Origin of the sequence: Rossellomorea yichunensis (assembly GCF_032337515.1) — a bacterium.
GTDB lineage: Bacteria > Bacillota > Bacilli > Bacillales > Bacillaceae_B > Rossellomorea > Rossellomorea yichunensis.
This window is the reverse complement of sequence record NZ_JAVYAD010000007.1, coordinates 239143-252401: the sequence shown is the minus strand read 5'-3', so window position 1 is coordinate 252401 and position 13259 is coordinate 239143. Positions and strand designations below refer to the sequence as shown.

11 protein-coding genes are annotated in these 13259 nt (G+C 44.8%); 6 read left to right on the top strand and 5 right to left on the bottom strand.

Going from position 1 to position 13259, the window contains the following annotated elements:
- Nucleotides 1–119 precede the first annotated feature (119 nt).
- The gene (locus RSX31_RS19475) at nt 120–779 is read right to left on the bottom strand and encodes a GTP pyrophosphokinase (protein WP_262371850.1); all 660 of its coding nucleotides are present in this window, start codon (nt 777–779) and stop codon (nt 120–122) included.
- A gap of 461 nt (nt 780–1240) precedes the next feature.
- Between RSX31_RS19475 and RSX31_RS19470 the strand changes: the two genes are divergently transcribed.
- The 3 genes from RSX31_RS19470 (at nt 1241) to RSX31_RS19460 (ending at nt 5597) form a co-directional block, all read left to right on the top strand.
- Nucleotides 1241–4966 (top strand): S8 family peptidase, encoded by a 3726-nt coding sequence (locus RSX31_RS19470; RefSeq protein ID WP_148994483.1) that lies wholly within the window; start codon nt 1241–1243, stop codon nt 4964–4966.
- Between the two features lie 220 nt (nt 4967–5186).
- Nucleotides 5187–5345, top strand: a complete 159-nt coding sequence (locus RSX31_RS19465; protein WP_187443553.1) for a hypothetical protein — start codon at nt 5187–5189, stop codon at nt 5343–5345.
- The gene (locus tag RSX31_RS19460; protein ID WP_148994482.1) at nt 5346–5597 is read left to right on the top strand and encodes a hypothetical protein; all 252 of its coding nucleotides are present in this window, start codon (nt 5346–5348) and stop codon (nt 5595–5597) included.
- An 85-nt stretch (nt 5598–5682) separates the two neighbouring features.
- Here the strand turns inward: RSX31_RS19460 and RSX31_RS19455 are convergent, their stop codons facing one another.
- Nucleotides 5683–6390, bottom strand: a complete 708-nt coding sequence (locus tag RSX31_RS19455) for a DUF1836 domain-containing protein (RefSeq protein ID WP_148995133.1) — start codon at nt 6388–6390, stop codon at nt 5683–5685.
- 157 nt (nt 6391–6547) lie between these two features.
- On the opposite strand from RSX31_RS19455, the gene htpX reads away from it, so the two are divergent.
- The 3 genes from htpX (at nt 6548) to rlmD (ending at nt 10411) form a co-directional block, all read left to right on the top strand.
- Nucleotides 6548–7429 carry a protease HtpX gene (gene htpX / locus RSX31_RS19450; RefSeq protein WP_148994481.1) on the top strand — a complete coding sequence of 294 codons (882 nt, stop codon included), beginning with the start codon at nt 6548–6550 and terminating at the stop codon, nt 7427–7429.
- Nucleotides 7430–7707: 278 nt separating this feature from the next.
- Nucleotides 7708–8856: an N-acetylmuramoyl-L-alanine amidase family protein gene (locus tag RSX31_RS19445; RefSeq protein ID WP_148994480.1), complete on the top strand. Its 1149-nt coding sequence runs from the start codon at nt 7708–7710 to the stop codon at nt 8854–8856.
- A gap of 190 nt (nt 8857–9046) precedes the next feature.
- Nucleotides 9047–10411 (top strand): 23S rRNA (uracil(1939)-C(5))-methyltransferase RlmD, encoded by a 1365-nt coding sequence (gene rlmD, locus RSX31_RS19440; protein ID WP_397548115.1) that lies wholly within the window; start codon nt 9047–9049, stop codon nt 10409–10411.
- Between the two features lie 144 nt (nt 10412–10555).
- On the opposite strand, the gene RSX31_RS19435 is transcribed toward rlmD, so the two are convergent.
- From RSX31_RS19435 to RSX31_RS19425, 3 genes are read right to left on the bottom strand one after another with little or no spacing between them, the layout of a single operon-like run.
- Nucleotides 10556–11149: a hypothetical protein gene (locus RSX31_RS19435; protein ID WP_148994478.1), complete on the bottom strand. Its 594-nt coding sequence runs from the start codon at nt 11147–11149 to the stop codon at nt 10556–10558.
- Nucleotides 11146–12171 (bottom strand): ABC transporter permease subunit, encoded by a 1026-nt coding sequence (locus RSX31_RS19430; protein WP_187443552.1) that lies wholly within the window; start codon nt 12169–12171, stop codon nt 11146–11148. The genes RSX31_RS19435 and RSX31_RS19430 overlap by 4 nt, the downstream gene beginning before the upstream one ends.
- Nucleotides 12168–13073: an ABC transporter permease subunit gene (locus RSX31_RS19425; RefSeq protein ID WP_148994476.1), complete on the bottom strand. Its 906-nt coding sequence runs from the start codon at nt 13071–13073 to the stop codon at nt 12168–12170. Before RSX31_RS19425 ends, RSX31_RS19430 begins: the two co-directional genes overlap by 4 nt.
- Nucleotides 13074–13259: the final 186 nt, after the last annotated feature.

Here is a 13259-nt window from a genome sequence, read left to right as displayed (position 1 = left end):
TGTAAGTAATGGATGAACCTACCTGGTGAGACATAGGGATAGGTCCTCTGTCCCGGTCTGAAGATCCAGGTTCGACCCACAAAGAAGCTGCATTGAAGCATGCAAGCCTCTTTGTTTTGTCAATCTTCCTCTTTTGAGAGCTGCACCAGAAATTGATGAACCTCATTCGGTGTCATCAAACTCGAATCCTCTCCATCCTCTTTTTTTAATATATTGATTTCATGATTGAGCTGTTCCATCTTGCGATCAAGTAAAGCCGCCTGTGTAGCGGCTTCCTTTAACCCATCCTGGATATGGGAGGGAATCTGCTTGTTATATTTGTAGTAAATTTTATGCTCGAGACTTGCCCAGAAATCCATGGCGATTGTGCGGATCTGAATCTCCACATACACGACTTCCACGCGATCTGTCAAAAAAATAGGAATTTGCACGATGAGGTGAAGGCTTTGATACCCATTTGGCTTCGGAGTCTTGATATAGTCCTTCACTTCCACCACTGTAATGTCATGTTGGGATTGAATCAAGTCCGACACCTTATAGATATCCTCGATGAACGAGCAGGTGATGCGTACGCCTGCAATATCCCGGATTTGTTCTTTCATCTGATCAAAGGAAGGTTTCATGTCCTTCTTTGACATCTTCTTCAGGATACTTTCGGGGGACTTTAGACGGGTCGAAATGTGTTCGATCGGATTGTATTCATGGATGACCTGGAATTCTTCCCTTAAGATATTGATCTTTGTCCGGACTTCTTCAAGGGCGAATTTATATGAAAGCATGAAGCGGTTCAGGTTCGTTCTCAGTTCTTTAAGGTTAATCTCATTCACGTTGACTGCTCCCTTAGATTGTAATGGTATCAGTATATCCAATTTGCCCCCTCGACATCTAGTCTGGAAACGTGACAATTTTGTATCTATTTTCATATAAAAGTTGAATGGAATCTAGTGTTCACATGGAGACTAGTTCTCTACTCCCGAAAAATAACCCCAATTGAGTATTGCCTGTGCTGAGACTTACAATTTAATTAACCACAGACATACAAAATGACTCCTAGAGAAACAAGCCTGCATCCCCGTATTAGCATACGACCATGTAAACTGGGAGGTGATCACTGACGAATTCATCCTGGTAGTCTACTTAAATATTTTTAGGACTACATACCTTCTTTATTTTTCCCTCAGCAAGAGTCTACTCATATGAATCAATCAACTGACGAAATGAATAGAATAGGAGAATGTTCATGAAAAAGCTTAACGTGAAACCACTTCTTGTTGGATCGATTGCTGCGACGATGATTTCAGGTTCGATGTTCCAGGTAGATGCACTCGGTATCTCTTCCAAGGGGAAGGAACTCGAGGAGTCTAAGATTGATAAGAATGAAGCAATTAAAGGGGAACATACTATCACCCTCATCACTGGTGATGTGGTAAAGGTGTCGACCCTCCAAAATGGCAAACAGATCATTAATGTGGAGCCTGCTGATAAGAATGGTGAAGGTGTCCGTGTCATGACCATTAAAGAGGAAACATTCGTATTCCCTAACTCCGCCATGCCTTATATGGCCGCAGGAAAAATGGATGAAGACTTATTTAATATTACAAAATTGATCGAGTATGGGTATGATGACAAGAATCAAGCGTCTGTACCTGTCATCGTAGAATACAAAGAAACCAAGGCTAAGACTTTCTCAGCAGCTCCGGCCCCAAAAGGATCGAAGAAAGTGAGAGACTTGGAAAGCATTAATGGAGCGGCCCTTTCTGCAGAGAAAAAGCAGGCAGATACGTTCTGGAAAGACGTCACCGTTCAAAGTGAAAAGAATGAAACGGAAAAAGTACCCCAATTTGAATACGGCGTCGATAAAATATGGCTGGATGGCCGCGTAGAAGCAGCCCTTGATCAAAGTGTGCCGCAAATTGAAGCGGATTCCGCATGGGAGCAAGGTTATACAGGAGAGGGAGTCAAGGTTGCCGTACTTGATACTGGAATCGACTCGGAGCATCCTGATATAGCAGGTCAGATTGATGATGCTGTAAGCTTCGTACCTGGTGAAGAAGTGAAGGACGTCAATGGTCACGGAACCCATGTTGCCTCTACCGTTCTTGGAACCGGTGCAGGCGATGGAAAACATAAAGGTGTCGCTCCCGATGCCCGATTATTAGTTGGAAAGGTATTGAGTGATCAAGGATACGGGCAGGATTCCTGGATCATCGACGGAATGGAGTGGGCCTCAGAAAATGCCAAAATCGTCAATATGAGTCTTGGAAGCGATATGCCAAGTGATGGGACAGACCCAATGGCAGAAGCGGTGAATCGATTGACAGATGAAAATGGAACTTTATTCGTCATCGCTGCCGGTAACAGAGGCGGGGAAGGTACGATCGGATCCCCTGGTGCAGCTGATGCAGCCTTGACTGTTGGAGCAGTGGATAAAGCGGATGAACTGGCGTATTTCTCTTCCAAAGGTCCTCGCTATGGGGATATGGGACTTAAACCGGATCTTTCAGCTCCAGGTGTGGGAATCGTTGCGGCTCGTTCCCAATACTCCAGTGGGACAGGATATTACAAAAGTTTAGATGGTACATCAATGGCGACTCCTCATGTTGCGGGTGCAGCTGCCATTTTAGCAGAAAAATATCCTGAATGGGATGGAACGACATTGAAACAAGCTCTGATGAATACGACAAAGAAGCTTGATGGTTACCAGCCATATCATGTCGGAACAGGACGGGTGGACGTAGCTGCTGCCCTCGATGCACAGGTTAGGGCAACAGGGTCGGTCTCATTCGGATTCTTTAAATGGCCACATGATCAAGCAGCTCCAGTAGAAAAGGTAGTGACCTATACAAATGATAGTGAGGAAGAAATCACTCTTGAACTGGAGTCAACCTTTACAAATGCAGAGGGAGAAGAGGCACCAACAGGTATGCTGACGGTCTCTGATCAAACCGTTACGGTACCGGCAAGAGGAACGGTGGACGTGAATGTAACACTCGATTCCACACTTGGTGAAACAGGGTCCCGCTACCAAGGATTCCTGACAGCCAAAAAGGATGGAACAGAACTCGTACGCACGACGATGGCAATGGTCAAGGAAGAGGAAAGATATCCTCTTACATTGAATGCAACTGATCGTGACGGATCGAAAGGACAGGCTTATGTCGTACTGTTCAGTGAAAAAATGGAGCCTGAAGTTTTCGCTGTCGATGGTTCATTAGAGCTTCGTCTGCCGCCTGGAACCTATTCCGCCATGTCACTTATGGATGTCGATGTGGACACGGATCACGCAGGTGTAGCCCTTGTTGGAAATCCGGAAGTGAAGCTGAACGGTCCAAAAACCGTCGAGTTGGATGCACGAAAAGCGAAGGAAATCAAAGTAGAGGTACCGAAGAAAACAGAAGCGAATTATCAACGGATGGAGTACCATCAAACAATCGGTGATATGCCAATGACAAGTTTATACTTAATGCCGGTGTGGATCGATAAACTATATGCCGTACCAACCAAGGAAGTGAAAAGTGGATACTTCGAGCAGCTGACACGCTGGCGCCTGACCAAGCCACTATTGACGATCAATTTTAACGGAAAAGAATTGGATGATATCCCGTTAGCCGGAAGCACCTTATTGGATGGAAAATATAATCTATCCACCGTGTATGCCGGAAAAGGAAGTGCTGCAGACTTTGATCGATTGAAGGCAAAAGGAAAGGCTGTCGTAGTGGATCGAAATGCAGAGGTGAGCGTTTCACAACAAGCAACAAATGCCGCAGCTGCAGGAGCGAAGCTGGTTATCGTTGTGAATAATGAAGATAAAGAATTCAGCGTATATGCAGGAACTCCGGAATATACAGACAATCCACTAGCTGTTGCTGCCATCAGCAAAAAAGAAGGGGATAAGCTTGTAAAGGCGGTCCGTTCAGGGAATATAAAGCTGAAGGTGGAAGGGAACACTGATTCTCCGTACGTGTATGACCTGATGGATGTCCATGAAGGATCCATCCCGAAGGACTTGACTTATGCACCAAAAGGCAAGGATTTAGCGAAAATAGATACGCGCTACAATTCACATATTGAAACGGATGGGGGAGAATTCAGATATGACCTTCGCCCACATACAATGGGTGCCGTAGGTTTCCTTCAAAAGCTTTCAATGCCGAGTGCCCGTACTGAATATGTATCAGCTGTAGAAGGTACAGGCTGGTATCACCAGGCAAATGTGCTTGATGCAACGTGGGAAATCCGTCAACCACTCGTTACGTATACAAAAGGACAAAAAATCACAGAGAACTGGTTCTCACCGGTCGTCCGACCAAGTCTTGGACAAGGCTACTGGGGTCCTAAAAGACAAGGGGATTCTCTCCAAATCAATGTCCCTGCATGGGCTGACGCAGGTAAAGGGAACACCGGCGGTACGGAATATAATGTATCTGTCCAAAATCAGACATCCCGATTGTACCAGGGGGATACATTAGTGAAAGAAGGAAAAGGCCAAGCGATTTACGCTTTCGGAATCGCTCCGGCGGAACGCACCCAGTTCAGATTCGTTACAGAAGCCAAACGTGATGAAGAACGCTGGAATACATCTACCCGCACGCATACAGAATGGACTTTCTGGACAGAAGCATCAGAAGAATGGCAATATAACCTTCCATTCCTGACACTTGACTACAAAGTGGATACAGACGTCAACGGAGATGCTTTAGCCAACCGTCCGACTAACCTTGAATTATCAGTGGGTAAAGTAGAAAATGCGATCGGCTACGGAAACGTGGAAGGTGCTACCTTAGAGGTGTCATTCAACGAAGGGAAGTCATGGAAGAAAGTGAAGATTAACCGTGACGGAGACACATTCAACGCCACAATCCAGAACCCTAAGAACGCAACGAATGTTTCATTGAAGGCGAGTGCTTGGGATGATGAGGGGAATAAGATCACGCAGGAAATTATTAAGGCTTATGGGTTGAGATAATTAAGAAGGAGAGATGCCTCGATATAGTGGAGGCATCTTTTTTTTATGTCGCAATAGGAGAGGAATAGTCAATGAAAAAGCAGCCTTCATCGATTTAGAAGAACGCGCGGAAATGCAGTGGAAAAGAGGATCCCTTAGGACGGTCATTGAAACTTTTTGAGAATATAAACGTATAGTATAATGATAGATTTTGATGTAATTCGTAACAGGAGGTGTCTCTTTGAAAATAACTACCTTTAGAAGCATGACAGAATCAGGTTTGAATAAAAAAGTGAATAACTTCTTGGAAGATCAGACCATTGAAATAATAGATGTTAAATTTTCAATGACCATATTTGATTACGGAGTTATGATACTGTACAAAAAGAAGGAGCAATAAATGAACAGAGAATTAGAAAGCATTTTCTTCCTGCCCATTTGGATTGGAACATGGATTCAGAAAAGGGTTGGACAAGGAGTAAAAGGGGTCATCAGTTACGTGGTCATTTACTTCATTGTTACAACATTCCTATTCATCATCATGAATGGGATAGAAGTATGGTTCTTTGATCAAATGTTTTCCTTTTTCAATACATATCTTTTGTTAGGAATGCTGTATGTGATTTTTAATTACTGGAAGAGATCAAAGTAGAAGTCCTAACTGAAAAGATATCTCGATTTTCATCAAGAGGGACGGACCTTCATTTGCAAAAATGAATGTCCGTCCCTCTATAATATTAAGATAATGCATCTGTCACATACTTCTTCGTCGCAGCCTGATAAAACCCTGCCTGAACTGTCAGTACGGATACGATCAGGACATTCAGGACAATGTTGAGGTTTTCTTCCTTGATCCCGTCAAAGGTCGATAACATGGTTTTGCATTCTTCCTTGATGAATCCATCGATATGCTCGTTGACTGAACCATCCGCCTTCTTTATGGAAGGAAGGGTTTGATGATGGATCTGGTCAAAGACCGTCGCATAGGCAAGGTAAAGATCTGTGGGGTTGACGATGTCATCCGTGCGGTCTTCTATGTTGTTGAACACCAGGGTCAAGATCTTCCGGATGGATTCGAAATCCAGGGTAGCTTTGAGGTCTTCGACGATGAATAGCATGGCTGCTTGTTCGATGGTATATTTTTTTCCGAGCTGCGGGGAACCGATCAACCCTTTTACATCCCGCTTCACCCAGTTCTGGACAGTGCTTTGGGGGAAGTTGGTAAATTCAATCAGGTTTCCCAGGGAGACGATCTCATTGAGTGAGAAACCGGTTTCTCCCTTGGCCGGCTTGAGGAGTTTTTGAATGATGGGAGGAAGGTTTTTTTCTTTATGTAAACCCGTCCACGAATCCTGAAGCACCTTAATTGGGGACCTGCTGTTTATGCCGCTCAGAGATAGCAGCAGGTCGGCCATATTTTTACGTGTCAGTATAAACGTTTTCATCATGATTACCCCGTCTCTTTTACAATATCTTCTTCTATACTACTGGTTCGGTCGGGTCTCGTCAATTTCACCTTTTACTTGTATTTTTCCTGAAAAGGACGTATAATCAATTCAGATACAGGTTCTTATGAACTTGAAATAGGAGTGAGGAGACAAGATGGGGAAACGTATATTTTATTTCCTTTTAACAAACGTTTTAGTATTACTGACGATTAGTATCATTTTTTCCGTTACGGGAGCAGGGAACTACATCACTGCCTCAGGCGGAATTGATTTCGGTGCATTATTGATATTCAGTGCGATCATCGGTTTTTCGGGATCATTCATTTCATTGGCCATGTCACGTTGGATGGCGAAGAGAATGATGGGCGTTCAAGTATTGAATCCGAATGGAGCCTTATCTTCTGAGGAACGGGCAGTTGTAGAGAAAGTCCATCGTTTATCAAGAGCGGCTGGATTAGTTCACATGCCTGAAGTGGGAATCTACCATTCGCCTGAAGTGAATGCCTTCGCGACGGGTCCTTCGAAGAAACGCTCACTCGTTGCCGTTTCGACAGGATTACTTCGTGAGATGGATGATGACGCGGTTGAAGGTGTCATTGCCCATGAGGTGGCCCACGTTGCGAATGGGGATATGGTGACGATGACCTTACTGCAAGGTGTGGTCAACACCTTTGTTGTCTTCTTGGCACGAATCGCCGCATGGATTGCATCACGATTTGCAAGGGAAGAGATGGCACCAATCGTGCATTTCATTGCCGTGATTGTATTCCAGATCGTATTCTCTATCTTGGGAAGTTTAGTTGTCTTTGCTTATTCCCGTCACCGTGAGTATCACGCTGACCGTGGTGGAGCGGACCTTGCCGGTAAGGATAAAATGGTCCACGCCCTTCAAATGTTAAAAGCATACTCAAGTCGTATGAAGGGTGAAGATGACACAGCCATCTCCACATTAAAAATCAACGGAAGACGAAAATCAGCAATCTTCTCGACTCACCCTGATCTGGATGATCGGATCAGTCGACTGGAAGCGAAGTAAGTAGGACTGGGACAGTTTAGAAGTCCCTTTTCGTTTTAAATGAAAAAAGGTGCCTGATTCCATCATTGGAGTCAGCGCACCTTTTTTGTTGTATCCGGAATGAAGGAATTCCAGGTTTCTAGCATAAACAGCTATATGATGCTAGAAACATCTCCCTTTCGATCAAGTGAATATCGACAATTTGCCTTCTGGAGTCAGGTACTGGTGCTTTTTTTATCCGGCCGTGCCCATTTGTACAAGCTGTGAATATTTTACTAGTAGAAGGGGTGATAGATTAAATGGTAAAAGCTAGTGATTATTTGATAGCTTTAGATGATGGTCATGGGATCGGGACAGCCGGGAAACGTACGCCTTATATCCAGTCGCTTGGCAGACAGATCCGTGAAAATGAGTTTAATGAGAAAGTGACTTTCTTTTTGAAAGTTGAATTAGAGAGATGTGGATTCAGGACTATACTGACAGCTCCGACTGATGAGGATACCCCATTAAAGTCCCGTACAGACTTAGCCAATTCTATGAGGGCCAATGCCTTGGTTTCCAACCACTTTAATGCCTTTGATGGAAAGTTCGATGGTTCAGGAAAAGATGCTGAAGGACATTCCCTTCATATATATTTCAATGATGTACAGGATAGAAGGCTCGCTGAAAGCATTGCGAAGTACTTGAAACAGGGTACCAGGCAGGTATATCGCGGGATCATCGAGCAGAATCTTCATATTACAAGGGAGTTCAATGGGCCTGCGGTGCTTGTGGAGAACGGATTTATGGACAATGAGAGAGAAGCCTTGCTCATGATCAATGAAGGATTTCAAAGGGAATCGGCAAGGGAGCAGGCTCGTGGGATATGTGATTTTTTCGGCGTTCCATACGTGGCTGCAGGAAACGTTGTTGTACCTCCTGAAGCTGGGACAAGCAAGGATGTTATCGGGAAACGGGTAGAGAGCATATATAGAGGTGTTGAAGGACTGGACTTTTACAGTAAGCCAACCTTCCGGGATAGCTACCGTGCAGGCACTCTGAAGTACGGATATGGGTTTCCAGAGATTATACGGAAGCTTAAGGTGGTAGGTGCTTATATGTATGAGGTCAAAAACTCAAGGGGACACGTGTATTATGTAACAGCAGCCCCGAAGTTTGTGAAGGTGGAAGGGATCGCTCAATCTACCGGAGGATCACCACCGCCAACTTCATCAGGACCTGTCGCCATCGGGGAAATCACAGTCGTGGGGGTGGCGAATGCCGCCATCATCCAGGACCGCCCTGACCGGTTGACATCAAAGGACTTAGGTACCATCGCAAAGGGCAGGACGATTCCAGTCACAGGATCCCTTAAAGGGAGAAATAGCGGCTCCGGCTACTGGGAAGTTATCTACAACGGCAGGAGAGCTTATATAACCGGAGAATTCGGACGTTATAAAGCATATTAATATGTCTGCGATAATGAGGTCCGTCCTTTAGAGCGTTAACGCGTTCGGGGACGGACCTTTATTTGACGATGGGAAGTCAGGTGAGGAGCCCATATCCCTGTTGCATTCCTACACTTTTTTTAATAAAGTATAAAGTTAGACACAAGTTTTCAAGGAGGACCAGAAATTGACGAATATTAAACCAGAAACCATGGTTGTTACAATAGAAGATTTGGATCAAAAGGGTTCAGGACAGGCTGTGGTCTGGCGGGAGAATGAGCTCGGCAATCCGAAGAAGTTAAGGCTGACGATTCCTCAGACCCTGCCTGGGGAAAAGGTGGAGGTGACGGTGGATCAGCCCGATCGCCGTAGACGAAAAGCAATGCCGGATGAAATCCTCGAAGCCCACTCTGAGAGAATCCCTGCACCTTGTCCGCACTTTGAACGCTGCGGCGGATGTGTGTGGCAGCATTGGGATTATGACGGTCAGTTAAAGCAGAAGACGGATCATGTGAAGCATGCTTTGGAAGAGCAAGGCTTTAATCCTGACCTGGTACGGGATACGATGGGGATGAATAATCCGTGGCGTTACCGCAATAAAATGGAATTTACGTTTTCTCCTGAAGGTGCCCTTGGACTGCATGAGCAAGGGAATTTCCGTAAGGTCATTTCCCTTGAAACCTGTTTGATCGCAAGTGAAGAAATGGTGGAAGCGACGATGGAAGTCGCCGATTGGGTGAAGGACCATGGATTAAAAGGATATAACAAGGACGAGCACGAAGGGTTACTTCGTCACTTAATGGTCCGTCAATCGTTTGTAACGGGTGAACTGATGCTTGGTCTGTTTGCAACGGAGGCGCCTGAAAATCATCAGGAGGCAGTGGACGACTTAGTTGCCCGTGTAGGTGAAAAATTCCCTAAAGTCAAAAGCCTATTATGGCTTGAAAATACAGCATGGGCGGATCGGACGCAAGCAGAAGAAATTCATCTATTAGCTGGTCGTGACTTTATTTATGATGAAATGGATGGATACCGTTTCCGTCTTTGGTTCGATACGTTTTTCCAGACAAATCCGACACAAGCTCAAAAGCTAGTAGATCTGGCAATTGAAATGGGACAACCGAAGAAAACAGAGAAGATGATAGACCTTTTCTGTGGAGTAGGGACATTTTCTCTTCCATTTGCAAGCAGAGTCGGAGAACTTGCCGGCATTGAAATCGTAGAAAGTTCGATTGAGTCGGCGAAACGTAATGCTGAAGATAATGGCATCTCGAACACGACATTCCTTGCCAAGGATGCTCGAAAAGGAATTGACCAAATGCTGGAGAGCTTCGGTCATCCACAGCTATTGATGTTAGACCCTCCACGCTCTGGTGCAGGCGGGAAAGTCATGAGACGAATCGGACGCGCCAAACCGGAACGTATTGTGTACGTATCATGCAATCCGGATACATTCGCTACGGATATCAAGGAGCTTGAACCATTCGGATACACTCTGGATGGTGTTCAACCTGTTGACTTATTCCCTCAAACGGTGCATGTGGAATGTGTCGCGACACTGACATTGAATTCATAATCGTGACGGAGAAATTCTTGTCCGTAAGAAAGGAAATACCTGACCTTGATGAGGGTCAGGTATTTTTTCGTTTATGATTAAGAGGGACGGACCTCTCCTCAGCCTCACTACGCAAAATTCAATTGAGGAATAGAGGTCCGTCCCTCATTTCACTACCCTGGATTTTTTTGGAATGTTCGTCAGGTTCCATTTAGCGGCATCTCCGTTTGGGTCAGAGATGCTCACGATCGGGGCGACTTTGATCATCCCGGAGATGGTGTTTTCGTTGTACTCGAAATCGAAGTAGCCGATGTTCGGGGCTATGTCCTCCCCCTGGAGCCCATAGATTTCCTGAACCTTGGGTTTTTGGATGGCAGGGTTAAAGATGACCTCCAGCTTGTAGCGCGATTCCGGATTGACCCGTTCCACCTTGATCTGGAAATTCCCGTCTTCGTCCACCACCCCGGTACTTTCCGTGACGTATTCCTCACTTTCTTCTCCCTGCCAGTTTATGACCCTTGCGTAGGATTCGAACTCACCGTAATCCTTGAGCCCGGCAAACATGATGCTATCCTCAGGAAGGTTGGATTGGCCTTCTACAATGAGTTCTTTTCCTTGAAGCAGGACCGTTCCGGTTATATCGATTCTGACTCCGGACGGTGCCGCCTGCTTTTGAGGAAGTTCGGTTGCCATTTCAACCCTGCATCCTGTCAGTAAAAACAGACTGACAGCCAGAATATACTTCAGCCAATTCCTCAATGGAATTCCTCCTTTGAGCGGTTTTTGAACGTAAAGGGATCTTCCAGTCGTGACGAGGGTACCGGCTTGTTGGAAGGGGTCTCGTCTTTCCCGACAGGAAGCGTATCCTCAAGAAGAACCTCTTTTAAAAACCTGCTTATCTCATTGATGCAAAAGATCGAAATCGCAAAAAAAGCAAGTGGTGTCAGTACCAGCCACGTATGCAGAAAGACCATTTGAATATTGATGCTCATCGTGGCCGCCCATTCATTGGTATAGGAAAAATATTCAGGTATGTGCTCCATGATCCCGAACTCCTCTGTTTTCAGACCCCCCAAACAGATATGGAGAACCCCAAGTTGAATGAGAAGGTACAGGGTCTGGGAGATTTGCTCAGAAAACATGACAAGGGCATGGCGGCTGAACTGGGGGCGTAAATGGCGTTTGATGATATAAAATCTGGTTGCCCCGATTTGTTTGGATACGGTAACGAAATCATTTTTTAGATACTCCTTCATCTCTTCCCCGATATACATCCCAAGTGAGGGAATCACAATGATGGCGATCACCACTATTTCGATCATCAGAAATCGAAATGAATACATCGCCCCTGCCTCGAAGGCAAGCTGGAGTGGGGTGAGAAGAACAAAGGCAATGATTGCAAGTGGGATGAAGTTGAACGTATCCCCGACCCCCTTGATCATCTGTCTCGCCCAATCAGGAAGAAAAGCATACACAATACCGAACGCGAACCCGCCGACCATGCGGAGCAGCGCAATGACGATAGCCGATAACAGCGTATATTTCGCACCGGAAAGGAGCAAATAGAATAAATTCCGTCCAAGTTTATCACTGCCCAAAGGGGGCATTTCCTCCATTGTATATGGAGGATCCGCGATTACTCTTCCAGAATCATCCTTTAAATACGGCGGCCCAGGTTCAAGCAGCTCTGGATATATGGCCGGTATGATGAAGCTCGCTGAAAGCATGACAAAGAGAAAACCAACGGGCAGCCAGAACCGGAATGATTTCAGAATCCTCATGAACTGACCTCCTCTCCGGACAGCCATTTTTTAAGTGAAATAGCACCTAATGTAAACACGATGAAGAATGGTATGTAAATCATCAGCATCCCGATGAAAAAGGCACTTGGCGTATTGCTGGACACATCGAGGAGCACATTCATAAATCCGTTGATATTAAAAAGAATCTCAATGATCAACAGGTTTGAAAGCATAAGCAGAAAAATCGGTTTGATATGGTAGTAAAAGTGAATCCACACATTTCGGAATAGGTGAACCCATACTGTATAGGCTTTTGAGAAACCCTTCGAATAGGAATATTCGACATATGGTTTTTCCTCTTCTTCCCGAAGCTGGAACAAGAAATGCTTCGTTAAAAAAGCAATCGGCATGATCGCAAGACAAATGATCGGGAGCAGATAGATTTTTTCATCCCCAAGGGTGTAGATGTCAAACAGCAAAATATCCGTTTTTTTGAAAAACCAGACAATGAAAAGTTGGATAAATACGATAATCAGAACATCCGGAAGGGAATCCAGTGAATCCAGCAAGCGGAAGCAGATCTGATATATTTTCTTAGGCAGAAACATAAATAAGTAGCTAACAAGGGAAGACGTGGCGGCAGCGAGAAAAAAGGCCAGGAGCAAGAGCGAGAACGAATAGCCGAACAGCTGAAAAAACAACGGATAAATCGGGTAGCTTTTGTAGTCCATTGGATCCCCGATTTTGATGATGATGGAGCCTGGTTGAAGCATTTCACGTCCCATCTCCTGCAATGTTTGAAGATATTTCCCCAGCATGATGACCAATTCCGTATCATACGCAAGCAGAGAACCGGCACCGCTGAAAAGGAATAATCCGATACATGTGAGCAAGAATTGAATGGGAAGACCGATGATATTGAACTTTCTCAGTAAAAACACCCCCTAAGTCTTTTAGAAACATTATATCTTTAGATTACAAAAATTTCAAAATAATTTTAATTTTTACAATAATGTTAATTTGCTGGATATTATTCTTAGTATAGGAATTCATGCCGATGAAAATCCTATCAGTAGTGATACATACGCAGGTGCCATAAAGGACATTAGCCGAGAAGAACGTTATAA